This is a genomic window from Bifidobacterium mizhiense (assembly GCF_020884755.1).
GTDB classification, from domain to species: Bacteria; Actinomycetota; Actinomycetes; order Actinomycetales; family Bifidobacteriaceae; genus Bombiscardovia; species Bombiscardovia mizhiensis.
In genome coordinates this window covers 595,269-611,202 of record NZ_BPWE01000001.1, presented here as the reverse complement: position 1 = coordinate 611,202, position 15,934 = coordinate 595,269, and the positions used below count along the sequence as shown (strand labels likewise).

Annotated in this window: 12 protein-coding genes, 1 tRNA gene and 1 CRISPR repeat array; all 13 genes read left to right on the top strand. The window is 51.8% G+C overall.

Features of this window, described 5'->3' with window-relative positions:
* Nucleotides 1-290: 290 nt before the first annotated feature.
* Nucleotides 291-364: transfer RNA gene (locus tag LPC22_RS02670), tRNA-Gly, on the top strand.
* A 291-nt stretch (nucleotides 365-655) separates the two neighbouring features.
* Entirely contained in the window at nucleotides 656-1,126 is a 471-nt protein-coding gene (locus LPC22_RS02665; RefSeq protein WP_183129825.1) for a holo-ACP synthase, read from the top strand.
* Nucleotides 1,127-1,652: 526 nt separating this feature from the next.
* A complete protein-coding gene (gene cas3 / locus LPC22_RS02660) occupies nucleotides 1,653-4,814 on the top strand; it encodes a CRISPR-associated helicase Cas3' (protein WP_147437949.1) in 3,162 nt (1,053 codons plus the stop codon).
* Nucleotides 4,815-4,892: 78 nt separating this feature from the next.
* Nucleotides 4,893-6,725 carry a type I-E CRISPR-associated protein Cse1/CasA gene (gene casA, locus LPC22_RS02655; protein ID WP_183129817.1) on the top strand — a complete coding sequence of 611 codons (1,833 nt, stop codon included), beginning with the start codon at nucleotides 4,893-4,895 and terminating at the stop codon, nucleotides 6,723-6,725.
* A 149-nt stretch (nucleotides 6,726-6,874) separates the two neighbouring features.
* The gene (gene casB, locus LPC22_RS02650; protein WP_229131901.1) at nucleotides 6,875-7,465 is read left to right on the top strand and encodes a type I-E CRISPR-associated protein Cse2/CasB; all 591 of its coding nucleotides are present in this window, start codon (nucleotides 6,875-6,877) and stop codon (nucleotides 7,463-7,465) included.
* 103 nt (nucleotides 7,466-7,568) lie between these two features.
* Nucleotides 7,569-8,717, top strand: a complete 1,149-nt coding sequence (gene cas7e / locus LPC22_RS02645) for a type I-E CRISPR-associated protein Cas7/Cse4/CasC (protein WP_121915053.1) — start codon at nucleotides 7,569-7,571, stop codon at nucleotides 8,715-8,717.
* Nucleotides 8,718-8,724: 7 nt separating this feature from the next.
* Nucleotides 8,725-9,522, top strand: coding sequence for a type I-E CRISPR-associated protein Cas5/CasD (gene cas5e / locus LPC22_RS02640; RefSeq protein ID WP_121915054.1), 798 nt, complete (start codon nucleotides 8,725-8,727; stop codon nucleotides 9,520-9,522).
* 9 nt (nucleotides 9,523-9,531) lie between these two features.
* Nucleotides 9,532-10,221: a type I-E CRISPR-associated protein Cas6/Cse3/CasE gene (gene cas6e, locus LPC22_RS02635; RefSeq protein ID WP_121915055.1), complete on the top strand. Its 690-nt coding sequence runs from the start codon at nucleotides 9,532-9,534 to the stop codon at nucleotides 10,219-10,221.
* A 139-nt stretch (nucleotides 10,222-10,360) separates the two neighbouring features.
* Entirely contained in the window at nucleotides 10,361-10,774 is a 414-nt protein-coding gene (cas1, locus tag LPC22_RS02630; RefSeq protein ID WP_229131900.1) for a CRISPR-associated endonuclease Cas1, read from the top strand.
* A gap of 167 nt (nucleotides 10,775-10,941) precedes the next feature.
* The gene (gene cas2e / locus LPC22_RS02625; RefSeq protein ID WP_121915056.1) at nucleotides 10,942-11,325 is read left to right on the top strand and encodes a type I-E CRISPR-associated endoribonuclease Cas2e; all 384 of its coding nucleotides are present in this window, start codon (nucleotides 10,942-10,944) and stop codon (nucleotides 11,323-11,325) included.
* 207 nt (nucleotides 11,326-11,532) lie between these two features.
* A CRISPR array of direct repeats spans nucleotides 11,533-13,041; the repeat unit is 28 nt; unit sequence GTGCTCCCCGCATCCGCGGGGATGATCC.
* Between the two features lie 737 nt (nucleotides 13,042-13,778).
* Nucleotides 13,779-14,063 carry a hypothetical protein gene (locus tag LPC22_RS02620; protein ID WP_229131899.1) on the top strand — a complete coding sequence of 95 codons (285 nt, stop codon included), beginning with the start codon at nucleotides 13,779-13,781 and terminating at the stop codon, nucleotides 14,061-14,063.
* A 257-nt stretch (nucleotides 14,064-14,320) separates the two neighbouring features.
* Nucleotides 14,321-14,587, top strand: a complete 267-nt coding sequence (locus LPC22_RS02615) for a hypothetical protein (protein ID WP_229131898.1) — start codon at nucleotides 14,321-14,323, stop codon at nucleotides 14,585-14,587.
* 488 nt (nucleotides 14,588-15,075) lie between these two features.
* Nucleotides 15,076-15,792: a hypothetical protein gene (locus LPC22_RS02610; protein WP_121914060.1), complete on the top strand. Its 717-nt coding sequence runs from the start codon at nucleotides 15,076-15,078 to the stop codon at nucleotides 15,790-15,792.
* Nucleotides 15,793-15,934: the final 142 nt, after the last annotated feature.

The following is a 15,934-nucleotide window of genomic DNA, read 5'->3' as shown; positions in this document are numbered from 1 at the left end:
GATTGATCCATGGATACGCAGAGAAGCGATACTGGCGATGGCGCGATCTCTTGTTCAAGGTGGATGAACCGCCTGGGACTAGTCCAGCCGCCAAGGGATCAGAATTTCTGTACGAATCTTCATGGTTATTCGCAGGGGAGGGGTAATCAGCGCCGGTTTCCATGCCACCGAGGGGGTTCTCCCCAGTGATGTATACGTACGTTTATTGCCAAGTTCAACCGGGCGATGTTCGAGGTACTGCATGTTCCGACCGGCCCATGTGCTATGCTCTGTACCGAGCCAACGGCTTTGCGGGCGTAGCTCAATGGTAGAGCCTCAGTCTTCCAAACTGATTACGCGGGTTCGATTCCCGTCGCCCGCTCCACGGTAATCGTTGGTATTCCGACATTCTTGGCGGGTTTCCTAACCTCTTGAAGTGGGCAGGGTCGAGCCTGACTGAGTGAGATTTTCCCCAGTAATCGGCAATTTACGGGCTAAATGGGTACACGATAGGGTACACATCGAGGACTGTTGGATAGTGGCGGTTGCCAGGCGGGTCAACAGCGTTATGCCAGCGTTGTGACTCCTGCTACTGACGCAGTTGGGACGTTGCGGAGTCTTCGAGTTCTGATCGGATGATTTGCAGCAGGAGCCGATGGGGGGCATACTCGGGCCTATGGATGATGCCGGGTTTGGACAAGTGCTGGGGTTGGGACATGATCTGGTCGATCTGGAGAAGTTCGGTCGGCAGCTGGCTATGCCGGGCACGCGCATGACAAGCTTGTTCTCACCAAGGGAGCGGCGGCAGGCCGAGCAGCGGGCCCTGCTCAAGCATGACGACACAGCGGCGCACTTGGCCGTGCGCTGGGCCGGCAAGGAGTCGGTGCTCAAGGCCTGGTCGCAGGCGTTGGGATCTGAGCCATCACCCTATGGTTTGAATGATTTTCCTTGGAGCGGTGTGGAGATTCTGGATGACGGTCGAGGACGGCCGAGTGTCAACCTAGAGTCCTCCGTGGAATCCAGGCTTTATGATTCCTTGCCTCTAACCGGTGGTCAGTTCGATCAAATGCAGTTGTGCTGGCACATCGCTCTCAGTCATGACGGACCGGTTGCTTCGGCTGTCGTGCTTCTGTGCAGGTGCGTTTGAATCCGAGGCTAGTGACTGGAGTCTGTATTGAATTATGTATCGGTGAATCCGACGAGCGGTTAAGCGGAAGCGATCAATGCATAAAGCCATGATCTTGGTGAAGTCGCTGTTCCCTACTATGACGGTTAGGCTATTCAGCATCGTGGCTGAGAAATATACTTCCATACACCTTCTATTTCAAATGTGATAATGACATTTTTTGTCACAGTGGCTGTTTGATCTACTAAACAACCTTTTCGATCCGCGTTCATCTCAAAGGCGAGAATGGTATTTCTATATGCACAATGCAAATAAAGAAGCAGCAGCCCTTTAAGTTCGTTGCTGTCCGCAAACTTAAGGACAATCCTATCCACTCACGCTGGCTTCAAGTATCTCCTAAATAGAAGGACAGCATATAACTTGTAGGGTGATGATCTAAAACAATATGTCCCTAAGGACTCCGCTTGTTTATGGTTGTAAACTTGAACTGGTACTTCAATGATGTATCTCGATGGACGAGGTCACTGAAACATAAACGGCGGGGGCGTTGATTGAATTGATACCTTCGGATTTGGGCTTGAGCGTCAAGGCTATGTCGCTTTGGGGTAAGACGAACCGGCAGGATAATAGTTTTTGGTTACAGCTGTTCGTTCATCTGAGTGACTCTGCGGCGGTCGCTGAACGTCTCTGGCTTGAATGGGTGCCTTCTGGCACCAAGGAGATCATCATTCGTGATATCGGTGATCCTGAACTGGCGCGTAAGGCCAGTATGTTTATCACCGGTGTTCATGATATCGGCAAGGCGACTCCGGTTTTTCAGAGCAAGCCCCTGACGCATGCATCGGGTATGCGAGGTCTCTCGTTACAGCAGAAACCCCAGCAGGCGGGGCTGAAATTTCCAAAGCGCCCCCTGACAGAACTGAATAGACCAACCCACTCCATAGCAGGCCAACGGATTTTGGAGTCGTATTTGACCAAGGTTCAGCATTGGGATCAGGCCGTGGCCAGATCCTACGCCTGTGTCGTCGGGGGTCACCATGGTCAACCTCCCAAGCTGGTGGCTCTGCGCAAGTCCGATGAGGATGTGCGAATAGGAGTTGCCAAAGGTTACGAGGACTGGGTGACAGTTCAGCGCGAATTGATCAAGTTCATCGCGAATCAGTGCGGACTAACCGACGACGACTTCGCCAGATTGGCTGGACATAGATTAAAAATCTATGCTGAGTCTGTGCTTGAGGGGTTGGTCATCATGGCCGACTGGATTGCCAGCAACTGCAAAGATGACCTGTTCCCCTTGGTTCCACTTAATCCCCGAAACGATGATGCGCAGGCCCAGGAGTTGGCTAATTCAGTGCGTACCAAGGCTGGTTTGCAGGCTCGACAGGAGCGAGGTTGGCGAAATCTCAAACTGACACCGAAGTGGGAGCCAGTTCATGACCAGATCGGCGTCGAAGAGCGGTTCGCGTCTAGATTCGAGCTGCCGCCCGGTGCTCATCCGCGGCCAGTGCAGGAGCAGGCTGTACGTCTGGCGGAAACGACTTCTCAACCCGGAATCATGGTCATTGAGGCTCCCATGGGCGAGGGAAAGACCGAGGCTGCATTGGCCTGTGCGGAAATCTTGGCTGAACGGACTGGCAGAGGAGGTGTATGTGTAGCTCTGCCTACTATGGCCACCACCGATGCCATGTTCTCACGCTGTAAGAGCTGGATTGACCACTTACCGCAGCCTGCGGGTCGTTCTGAAAAATCCACTTCGCTCAGGCATAGCAAGGCAGCTCTCAATAAAGAATTTATGTCGATGGGGACTTCAGCTGCAAGCACTGCTACCTCATCAATTTTTGACGATGACAACCCACAGGTTTCTACTTCTGCTGCTCACCGAACTCCATATCGGCCTACTTACCCTGAGGCGGTAGTGAATGATTGGTTCCATGGGAGGAAGAAAGGCGTTCTGGCAAATTTCCTGATTTGCACCGTAGACCAGGTCCTTATGGCAGCACTAGAAATGAAGCATGTAAGTCTACGTCAACTGGCTCTAGCTAACAAAGTCGTGATTATCGATGAATGCCACGCCTACGACACATACATGCGTGAGTACCTCAAGCGAACACTGGAGTGGCTGGGAGGGTTCCATGCCCCGGTCATTCTTCTATCGGCGACACTGCCTACGTCACTGCGTAAAGAGCTGGTCGACGCTTATCTGGAAGGTTATGCGTCTGTGATCAACGGATCGGGTCGTTTCCAAAAGCGGGATGGATGCACGCTTCACCATTCCGTAGTTGCCGATGAGGATGATGCTGCCAACGCGCGTATTTCCGATGGACAGAAGTTAGCAGTTAGCAAATTAGTCGACTCGGCCGATATGGATGCCTATCCGCTCATCACGTATACGTCGGGGATAAATCGACGAACTTGTAAGGTGCGACCTTCGGGCCGTTCGGTCGACATTGACTGCCAGGTTATAGATGACGATATTGAGCATCTGACGAACTTACTACAGGAGAGGCTAGCCGATGGCGGTTGTGCGGCCGTGATCTGTGACACTGTGAGGCGTGCTCAGCTAACTGCTTCTGCCTTGGCAGAGGTATTCGATCCAACTGAAGTTAGATTGACGCATTCACGCTTCATTGATCGGGATCGCATGGATAACGAACGGAGATTGCGGGAGGAATTGGGGCCGAACGCGACTCTGGCAAATGGCAGACGTCGACGCAGACTAGTCGTAGTGGGCACTCAGGTCTTGGAACAATCCTTGGACATTGACTTCGACCTCATGGTAACTGATGTGGCTCCCATTGATATTCTTCTGCAACGTATGGGCCGTCTGCATCGACATCATCGTGGAGAAGAAGAGAGCGACCGCCCAGCCGGTCTGCAGAGGGCCTTCTGTTATCTGCGAGGCATTGGTTCCTGGGCCGCAGGTGGACCGACATTCTCAGACGGTGTGGATAGCGTATATGAGCCTGCTTCTCTACTCGAAGGCCTCGCTGTGCTATGCTTGTATGCGAATGGTGCTCACCGTCAGTTGAATCTTCCTGGTGATATTGCCTCATTGGTGCGGACTGCCTACGAACAGAAAAGAGTTGCACGGCGAATACCTCAGCAATGGCGACAAAAGTATTGCTTTGGTGTAAAGCGTCGCGCTGAGAATGAAAAAGATGAGATTCATAAGGCTAACGCCTATCTAATCACAGATTCCGCTTTTGCTGTTGATGATGAGTCGAGGACACTGGTGGATTTGTTTAACAAAACTGTAGATTCACAGGTTGATGAGGAAGCTCAACGAGCTGTTAGGGATATGAAGGATTCTGTGGAGGTGGTTCTTTTACGTCAATGCGCCGATGGTGTTGCTCTATTGCCTTGGGTGGGGAGTGAGAATGTTCCATGCGGGTCTCCGGTGCCTACTGACAAAGAACCCAGCAGTTTTCTGGCACAACTAATACTGCAATCTGCAGTCAGACTTCCACCATCCGTTTGCGAAAAGGCTAGGGATTTACTCGTAGAAGTAGATAAACGTGCAAGAGACCTAACTAATGCTTGGTGTGATTCAACTTTGTTACTTGGATGTCATCCATTGGTTCTCAAAGAAGTGAGTCTAAATGGTTCAGATAAAATGTTGTACACCACGACGATAGGTGGTTTTCAGATCGAATATTCTCGAGAAGAAGGGCTCACCACGGCGGCTGTTGATAGTGGTGAAAGGAGCTAGCTTATGTCAACCTTTGAAGTTCGCAGTTGTTGCGCTGGCTGAGAGATGGGTGAAATTTGTCAAAGGAGGTATGCATCAATGCACGATATCGGTGAAGCGGCCGAAGAAGGAAGGCCCAAATACAATCTCCTGGAAGAACCTTGGATAAACGTCATTGATACAGACGGTTGTGCTAGTGCGGTTTCTCTTCGTGATGTTTTAGTCAATGCTCATAAGATCAAGAAGTTCGCGAATGATATGCCTAATCAGGATTTGCCTTTGCTGAGATTGCTTGTGGCAATACTGTATCGAGCTTATGGCCGAAATTATGGTCCTGGATCGGGTGAAGTTAATATAGCGGATCTTCGAAAACTGTGGAAAAGAGAGTGGCAGGCAGGACATTTTAACACGCAAATAATTCTGGATTATTTTAATCAATTCTATGATCGCTTCAATTTATTTGACGCAAAACATCCCTTTTATCAAACACCGGAATTATCATACCCGGCTAAGAAAGAGTTTGATAGTGTAGGTGAGCTTGAGGGTGACGTACCCAAGGCTGATAAATTCGTGTTTTCTATGCGTCATCGAAACGATTTGAAAAAGCTGTCTTCAGCGGAAGCGGCGCGCTGGCTGCTGTTTTTTCAAGCATTTGACATAGCGGGCAACAAATCTCCGGTAGTAGGGGAGACGCATGTAACGAGTGGGAAAGTAGTCGCCCCTAAGTCTAGGGTTCAAACAGGGTGGTTGGGAGCTTTAGGCTGTGTTTACCTTGAGCAAGATTCCCTGTTTCGTACACTTATGTTGAATTGGTGCCTGTTTAATCCATATAGGAGAACAAGGGAAGATATCTGGTTTGGTAATCCTCAAGATCGTCCGGCTTGGGAGAGAGAACCTGCCGGTCCCGACTTGAATGATCATTATCATCTTAGCGGAATAGTTGATTTGCTTACGCTTCAATCTCGCCGAGTTCGCTTGATACCGGACCAATCTGGACGGAATGTAATCGGAGTCATCAGTTGCTACGGTGATGTCATACAAGCACACAACATGGATTCACTGGAGCCTATGTCAGCTTGGAGATATGGAACTGAGAAAAAACGCAAAGAGTTACAATTGCCGACTTTACCGCGTGTTCCAGTAACGTTTACAGCCGACAAAGCTATATGGAGACAGTTGCAACCATTGATTAGTGCCGGTAATAACGGTGCAGGTGAAAGCGAGGATACTCGCCCTGGGGTCATTAAATGGTTGGAATACCTGCTGGTGAATGGTTGTCTCGGCGATGATGCTTCTGGTAGCGTTCTCAAGTTGGCCCGCATTCACACTCAAGCTATGACCTATGGACAATATCAAGCAAATTATGTCGATTCAGTTGACGATTATCTTGATGCCAGTGTGCAATTGTTCCGATTAGACTCTGCAGCAGTAGATGTAATCGTGAACGCAGTTGAGCAAACTGAGAAGTCAGTCGATGCATTGGCAAAAATGGCTGGTTGTTTGGAAGAATCGTCCGGAAATCAGGCCAATGAAGATTCGGTGACTAAGTCTCAGCAAAAAAGATACAAAATAGCTTCCGAGGCTGTTAAAGAACGAGCATATGAATCACTGGATTCCTTATTCCGTGAGCGGATCAGCGATTACACCCCGGTGATGGATATTGAAGATTACAGACAAGAATGGTATGACGCAATACATCGTAATTTAATCGAAATAGGTTGGGAATGTCGCAAAAATGCTTCAGCCCCTTCGTTTGCCTCGAAATATATCCGGAGTTCGTCGAAGACGACCGAAGGTGAACGCAGGAAGAAAAAAACGGTAAGTTTGTCAGCTGCTGTTCTTTTCATGCGGTTCAAACACAAATTGAATGTTTATTTGGGGCCTCTTCCAAGTGATAGGCATAGCACCATCAAAAAAGATACGGAGGGCTAATTATGATGCAATCGAATACGAGCAGAAGTGCTTCATCTGTCCCGACTCGCAGTGATCGGAGGAGGGCATTAGGCAAGTATGTTAATCAGAAAATTAGAAGACTGCAGTCCGCATATATCTCTGGTTCCAGTTCCGACGCTAGGGGCCGCATGGCTTTGTTGAGGAAAGGCTTGGATACTGGAGCGGTGCGATGGTTAAGTGTGGGTATTGATTTATACAGTGATTGGCCGCGAGAGACCTTGGGTGATCCGACCGATGAAAGCGACTATTATATAAAACCTGAAATCAGAGCCATCGCTACTTCACTGCAGGTGTATGCACTGCATCAGCAATCAAAATCTGAAGCCATGGCATGGATGCCCGGCCGTATGGATACAACCGGAGCCATGTCCGAACAGGCCAACAATGTTGGGCCGCAAAATTTGCATAGTTTTGGTCATGCCTGCTTTGAAATAGATGGGAAACAAGACGACTTAGGGTCGAAAGTCACCCCAATCCTCAAACAATTGCAGTCCATGGAGGATTTCCCTGATTTTGACAATATTAGGCATCATTTATATTCATTGATACGCATGATGCGGGGCCAGAGTGTTTCGTTAGACTACAACAGCTTCGCTCGCGATTTGTATGATTTGCAATTTCCTAATAGCAGTTCTTCGGCCTTTGATAGGTGGGCTCGTGAGTATTTCAATGCTCAGGTAAATCAGACAAATGCTAAGGACCGATCTTCAGAAGAATAATCGCCATCATATAACAAATACAGTTCAACTATATGTTCTCACATAAGAGATCAAGGGCTGAAGGCAAAGCTGATAGATAAAACAAGAATAAGGAGAAGATGCCATGTACATGGATATCTATGCAATTCAGAATGTTCCTCCGAGCAACATTAATCGAGACGAGACCGGCAATCCTAAAGCAGCCTTGTATGGAGGTGTTTTGCGTTCTCGAGTTTCTAGCCAGGCCTGGAAGAGGGCTATGCGGCACACATTTTGTGTGCGTATGGGCAAAGACCATATAGGGAAGCGGACTATGAATGCTGTTCAGTTGATTGTGGACTCCATGCTAGAACAACGCCCTAAGTGCGATGCAGAAAAGGCATCAAAATACGCGTCTGCGGTATTGAAAGCTATCGGTATAAAGACCAAACCCTCCAAGAGGGCTGGTGCTGCAAGCGGCAAACCGGTTACGGATTACCTGGTCTTCCTTGCCAATACTGAAATAAAGCGATTGGCTGCACTTGCTTTGGAATGGATGGATCAAGGCAAGAAACCCACGCAGAAACTCGATACTGATATGCAAAAGGAGATGGCGGACATATTTCATAATGAACAGGCGGTGGATATCGCTTTGTTCGGTCGCATGCTGGCAGATGCTCCCGATTTGAATACGGATGCCAGCGCTCAAGTTGCCCATGCCATTTCCGTGGATGCGATCAGGCCGGAGTATGACTTTTTCACTGCGAAAGATGATTGCTCGGAAAACGATAACGCGGGAGCAGCCATGATGGATTCAGTTGGATTCAACTCATCTACTCTTTATCGCTACGCAAATGTGAATCTTACCGCATTGCGAGAACAGCTTGGCAATATAGAAGTTACGTCAAAGGCAGCCTCAGTTTTTGTGGAAGCCTTCATTCGATCGATGCCGACTGGTAAGCAGAACTCATACGGTAACAGGACTCTGCCTGAGACATGCATCGTTGCATTCCGAGACAATCAGCCTATCAATGCAGTGGAAGCCTTTGAAAAGCCTGTGAAAGCTAGCGAAGATAAATCAATAACGCAGATAGCCTGTCTCCGACTGATTGACGAGTTGCATAGGATTGAAAAGGCTTATGATGAGAAGCCTAAACATACTTGGGTTACCAGCACCATTGTTTCACCGGAGGATTTGGAGTCGACTGAGAACTTGGTTAGTTTGACGACTTTGATCAATCAAGTCGGTGCTGAAACGAAGAATGAGCTGAAACAGCACGAGCAGAGTCGTTAGGATAGCCATGAGCGTGTTGTTACTGCGTCTGGCCGGGCCATTGCAATCGTGGGGGAGCTCATCGCGTTTCCAGACTAGACATACCGGTACAGAGCCTACAAAAAGTGCCATAATTGGTTTGCTAGCTTCAGCACAAGGCCGGCTTCGTGGCGACGAAATCGAAGATTTGTTACGTTTGCATTTTGGGGTGCGCATCGATCAGCCGGGAAGGTTGGTTAATGATATGCAGACTGCGGAGCAAAAACAGCAAACTGCCAATAATCATGTTGTCAAAATTGAAGTGAGCGAGGAAGACGGAAGCTTCAGGTATAAGAAAAAACCCAAGAAAAATAAGAGCAACAGATTAGTTACTCATCGGTACTACTTATCAGATGCAAAATTCCTAGTGGCGCTTGGTGCAGATTCTGCGCTTCTGGAAGGTTTAGACCAGGCCTTGCGTCATCCTCGGTGGTCTTTGTATTTGGGCCGCAGGGCCTGCCCACCGGATTACCCTGTATCGCTTGGTTTGGTGCAAGAAGAGCGTATAGATAAGGCTTTGCGTACTTACCGATGGATAGCGGCTGATTGGTACAAAAAGCGCCATCAGGGCCGTCAGCTGGAAGTGGTCTGCGATGAGGACTGCGCCCCTGATGCAGGCAACGGGGTGATTTCTTCCCAGGTCGACATTCCGGTGAGCTTCGGATCCGCTCGCAAGTATGCGGTCCGCACAGTCAATCGCTATAAGATTCCCAACCCGGATGGTCCGGATCCTGACGAGAAAGGTGCTGAAGCCGTCCTGGATCATGATCCGATGTCGTTCTTTTAGGAGGCAGGCATGTATATATCCAGAATACCGCTAAACACCGCGCGGTTTGCGGCCAGGCAACTGATCTCCTCGCCTTACAGGCTTCATGCCGCCGTAGAGAATGCCTTCCCGCCGGGTGTTGTTCGTAAGAGCGATGAAGGACGTATCTTGTGGAGATTGGATTTCTCCCGTGACGGAAACTCGACCTGGTTGTATGTGGTAAGTCCAGAACGGCCTGATTTTACCCACATCGTTGAGCAGGCTGGCTGGCCTACCCGAGCCGAGTGGGAGGTGAAGGATTACGAGCCCTTGATCACTCATATAGCCAAGGGGCAGGAGTGGGCTTTCAGATTGCGGGCCAATCCTGCAAGAAAGGTCTATAAGGACATGGGCAAACGGCCAAATCCTGCAGTGGTCGGCAAAGTGATGGGCCATGTCACTATAGATAAACAGTTGTCATGGCTGAAGAAATGCAGCGAGCGCAACGGATTTGCCCTCCTAGGCAGCTCTGAAGAGGAGGCTGGACTATCCTGTGTCGTTTCCCAACGCCGCAAGGAGCAGTTCGCTCATGGGAACAGCAAAGTCACCTTGATCACGGCCCAATTTGATGGACAGCTCCGTGTAACCGATGCTCAAGCTTTCCAGCATTGCCTGCGGCAGGGCATCGGCAGGGCCAAGAGTTTCGGATGCGGACTGCTGACGGTGGCTCCGATCCGATGATTTATGTATCAGTCTATGGGGCCTGCCGGGAGAACCGAGATTCCCGGCAGTCCCCCTCCTGAATTGGGTGACCTGGTGCGGGCCGAGGATAGGCTCTCCTTTGCTTATTTCGAGCACTGCGTTATCACTCGCGAGGGCTATGTACCAGATGCGCTTCCTCAACGAGGATGTCAGCTCTTGTACCATGCAGCAGCTGCGCGGACGTGAAGGAGCCCGAGTTCGGCAGGTCTACCGTCACTGGTCGGAACTGACTGGCGTAGCTTGGGATAAGCGAACCTATGATCATGAGGATTTCGATGCCGGCAACGAGATCAACAAGGCCCTGTCGGCTGCTCATACCTGCTTGTACGGTATCGCTCACTCGGTGATTGTAGCGCTTGGATGTTCGCCAGGTTTGGGATTCGTCCATGTTGGCCATGAGCGTTCCTTTGTCTATGACGTGGCTGATCTGTACAAGGCCGAGATATCGATTCCTGTAGCTTTTAAAACTGCTGCAAAGCAACCTGATGACATCGGGTCGGCTACCCGGCATGCCATGCGTGATGCCGTCTAGGACCTCTCGCTCATGCGACGGATGGCTCGCGATATTCCACGGCTGCTTGGGGCACCTGTTTCTTCCTCTTCCGATGAAGATGGTGGGATCTTGGAGCTCTGGGATGAGAAGGTCGGCGGCGTCCCAGCCGGGAGATCCTATGCAGATGAAGAGGAGGAGATGAGCTGATGGTGGTCGTCGTTTTAACGGCATGCCCGGTGGGTCTGCGCGGGGATTTGACTCGATGGCTCCTAGAGATAGCCTCTGGAGTTTTCGTTGGCCACGTCACCGCTAGGGTCCGGGACCGGCTTTGGGAACGCATCACAGGGCAAATCCGAACCGGCAAGGCCATTATGGTCTATTCCGCCCGCAATGAGCAGCATCTGAGTTTCAAGGTGCATCGCTCGGATTGGAACCCCGTAGACTGTGAGGGATTGGCTCTTATGGAGAAGCCTGCTGATGGTGGCGATGGCAGATCCGCAGGTGGTGGAAACCGATACCGTCGGACTGGTTGGAGCAATGCCAGCAAGTACAGACGTGCGGCAAGGTTCCGTCGCTCGCGCTCCAGCTGAGCGCAACCGGACTTGTGTACTTTTCAAACGAGCTTTACCGATGAGTGCTGAGCACTGATTACTGGGTGAGTGCATGGCTAAGGAGCTCAGTGTAGATGGTTTGAATTGCAGCGGCTGAGACGGGAATAGAGAGGGCTCGAAATGCAAACTCATTAAAAAATAGAGATCTTGTCTATTATATTGTTGGGATTGCAAGGATTTCTAAGTGTGCTCCCCGCATCCGCGGGGATGATCCCCTGCGGACGTTCGGATACATGCCGTTCGACCCGTGCTCCCCGCATCCGCGGGGATGATCCCACTGGGAACTCGGGCCAAGGGAGAAAGCATGAGTGCTCCCCGCATCCGCGGGGATGATCCTGCGAAACGAACCTACCTGGACATGTCACGATGGTGCTCCCCGCATCCGCGGGGATGATCCCGTGACGCCCTTGGAGGTCACTCTCATGACCGAGTGCTCCCCGCATCCGCGGGGATGATCCTGTGAGCTTCAACCTCGTCTCCTTTGCTATGATGTGCTCCCCGCATCCGCGGGGATGATCCTCTCAGTAGGTATACATGCTACCAATTCCGTCGGTGCTCCCCGCATCCGCGGGGATGATCCGGCGAGGTTGGCCAGGCTGGATGCGCCGCCCTGGTGCTCCCCGCATCCGCGGGGATGATCCGTCCCACGGGTGGGCGACATATGGGAGTTTTATGTGCTCCCCGCATCCGCGGGGATGATCCGTATGGCCTATATCCCTGATGATGTCTCCCAGAGTGCTCCCCGCATCCGCGGGGATGATCCCTAAGGGTGCTCCAGACAATCCCGACGAGGCTGGTGCTCCCCGCATCCGCGGGGATGATCCCGAGAGAGCAAGGGAAGAACGATGAAGGATATTGTGCTCCCCGCATCCGCGGGGATGATCCTTCACCTGTGTCTGTGGGTTGGTCTTCCAGTCGGTGCTCCCCGCATCCGCGGGGATGATCCCCTGCTTCCTGGTCCGCACCTTGTTCTCGTTCATGTGCTCCCCGCATCCGCGGGGATGATCCTCGGATGTGCAGTATCGGCTTATGAAGCGCCTTGTGCTCCCCGCATCCGCGGGGATGGTCCTTCCAGCAGATCGCTTCCAATAACAAATGGACCGTGCTCCCCGCATCCGCGGGGATGATCCCGGCGTAGACTCGTTCCTGCGGTACATGTATCCGTGCTCCCCGCATCCGCGGGGATGATCCTGTTCATGACAACCTCCTTGTTGTCAATGCCTCGTGCTCCCCGCATCTGCGGGGATGATCCCAAGCTGTCTCCCAATGACACGGAGCTGACCCTGTGCTCCCCGCATCTGCGGGGATGATCCCCGGATCAACGCCCAGGACAAGCCAGACAAGCAGTGCTCCCCGCATCTGCGGGGATGATCCTCGTTGTAGATGCGCACCGTGATATCGGTGTCGGTGCTCCCCGCATCTGCGGGGATGATCCGGCCGGATGCCGTCCCGGAGGCGTGGTCCTGGAGTGCTCCCCGCATCTGCGGGGATGATCCCAGCGTGGGCGCACTGATTGAAGGGGCGATACAGCTAGTCAACGCACTGGTGCTCCCCGCATCCTCGGGGATGATCCTTCACCTGTGTCTGTGGGTTGGTCTTCCAGTCGGTGCTCCCCGCATCCGCGGGGATGATCCCTTGCCGTCGGACCAATCCTCTGGCTTGCCGAGGTGCTCCCTGCATCCGCGGGGATGATTCTACAGGCGGCTTGCAGGGCATCGGGGATGATCCTGACGGAGAAGTTGCTGCTCGACCACATCGAGCGTGTTCCCCCGCATCCTCGGGGCTGATCTTAAAGGACATCTAATGGATGTCCTCAGGTTCACCAATATGAGAGGAGGCGATCAGAAAATACTTGAGGATTTCATGAGAGAAAGGGCATCCAGGGATTGTGCCTGTACCTGTCATGACAACATTCATGAGGATCTGATCGATGGCTATCCGTCGAGACATCCCCTCATCGAGAAATGGGTGAAACCGAACGCCTGGTCTGGGATTCGCTGGATGATGCGGACAGGAGAATGATCCAATAGGATCGCATATACTACGGTACAGGTTGCGGCGGCGGCAAAGCAGAGGTGAATTTCTATGGAGTTATCGGTATAAGGCGATTCGACTAGTTCATTCCCGGGCTCCGACATACTGTTTCAATCAGTAAAAGAATCACTATTAGGAGTGTCGGCGAAGAATCCATAACCACTTCATGGTTTGAACATGAGTATGGTTTGAAGAGGATTGTTTGATTCTCTGGAGATGATCCGGCTGTCTACTCGGCCAGGGACGAGAATGCTGTGCGCTCCCTGCATATGCGGGGATAATCCCATTGGCGGTGTGGCTGGTGCGGCAGTAGGAAAGTGCTCCTTGGCATCCGCGGGGACAATCCTGCAGGGGAATCGGAAGGATACCCTCATGTTCGTAAAGATGAGAGGAGATGAATGGCTATGGACGAGGATTTCATGAGAAAAATGGCAACCAAGGATAAGGCCTGTAGCACTTATGACCATATTCCCCAGAAGAGGATTGATGACTATACGTCAAAGTATCCCATTACTGATGACATGGATGATGCAGAGCGCAGAGTCTGGGATTCGCTGGATGATGAGGACAGGCGAATGATCCAGTCGGATCGTACATACTATGGGACAAACTATGGTGCTGGCTTCGGCGGCGACACCAAGGTGAGTTTCTACGATGTCCTTGGCATCAGGCAGTTCGACTGATTCATCCCCGGATTCCTGTATGTTTTTGTAATCAGCAAGAGAATCGCCACTGGAGCGCTGGGGGAGAGTCTATAACCGCTTCATAGTTCTTACATGAGTGTTTGATTCTCTGGGGATGGTCCAGCCGTCTGTTCGATGGAAAAATGAGAATGCTCTGTGTCCCTAGCAGATGCGGGGACAATCCTGCGGGGCATGGGATGGATGCCCTACAGGTTCACAACGATGAGAGGAGACGAATGGCCATGGATGAGGATTTCATGAGAGAAATGGCAACCAAGGATAAGGCCTGCACCACTCATGACAACATCCCCCAGGATCTGATCGACAGTTATGCGTCGAGGCATCCCATCACCGAGAAAATGGATGAAGCCGAGCGCCGGGTCTGGGATTCGTTGGATGATGAGGATAGGAGAATGATCCAGTCGGATCGCGTCTACTATGGTACAAATTACGGTACAGGTTGCGGCCCCGGTGACGAGTATGTGAGTTTCCGTGATGTCATCGGCATCAGGCAGTTCGACTGATTCGCTCACCAAGCTCCACAGGCTGCTGCAATCAGTAAAAGAATCACTATTGGAGCGCCGGGGAGAATCCATAACCGCTTCATAGTTCGAACATGAGTGTTTGATTCTCTCCAGCCGGAGTAATCGCATTGGTGTGCCCTGATTGAGGGTTTTGTCTGCTTTGTATATGACTAGCACGGTGTTTGAACACGGATTGTCATGGTTTTCAGATGCGCATGATCGGCTGGTCAGAAGACGCGGCCCGGGTGCTCCTCGGGCACATGGGGGATGATTTTGGGCCTGCAGCATTTTTGGTCGCCGAAATCAGGTGTTCCTCGCTTCTGTGTGGGTGGGCTGTGTCGCTTTCAGGATGACTCCATTTATCTGCTATTGCCTGTATGCCAAGTGTTTGCGAATTGTACTTTCTGCTCTTAAGCGCGGGTGCGCCGCCCGGTATAAGCTTGTAGGCGATGTGTCCACGAGTAGCGGACTTGGAGGTGTGGTCGCCGATGGAGCAATTCGACGATGCGGATGGCGCGGAATCCGGCAGAAGCGAGGCAACGGGTTCCTCAGTCGTGCAACCGCACCCGGATGAGGCGACCGCAGTGAACAAGGTTTCGGCTCATCCTGAGGCGACCATTCCGGACTCTGAATACTCCCTGGCTGAGATTGAGCAGCGCCGTGCTCGCCCGGTCCGCTGGGTTGTCTTCGCACTGGCGGTCCTTCTGGCCATCGTCATTCCTTATGGATATGGGCGCTCGCTGGCTATCAACCATACCCAGGGCGTGCTCCACTATGCCTCGGTTCTGGATCCGCGCGGCATTGCCCTGATTGCTTGGACGGTGACCGTGCTGACCTTTATGGGCATCGGCATGTCCATCATCGAGTCGTCTTCCTGGTTCTGGCGGGTGGTCTTCGTGCTGAGCCTGGCTGCCGAACAGCTGATCGCCGGCCTCTGCCTGCTCAAGATGAACTTCTGGTACAGCACCTTCGTGGTCTATCAGCATCAGGCCATCCTGGCCAACGCGGCCAACTTGGGCATCATCGCGGCCGGGCTGGGCGTGGCGGTCTTTGCCGTTATTTTTGTGGCTATCCTGGTCTGCGTGCGCAAGGATTCCCCCTGGAACACGCTGACTCACAGCTGGTCGGCACTGTCCATGTTCTTCATCATTGAACTGATTGCCATCGCCATCGTCCTCTTCGGAGGCCTCATCACCGCGGCATGAATCATAGGATCGCTGAATTTACCAGAATATGCTGCACGATGGGTGTCGGTAACTGTCAGTTGTGGTTTTGGGTTGATTCCTGTCCGCACGCTGTCAAGAGGTGCGAACGTAAGACCAAAGCGCAATTGATCACGGGGGAGGG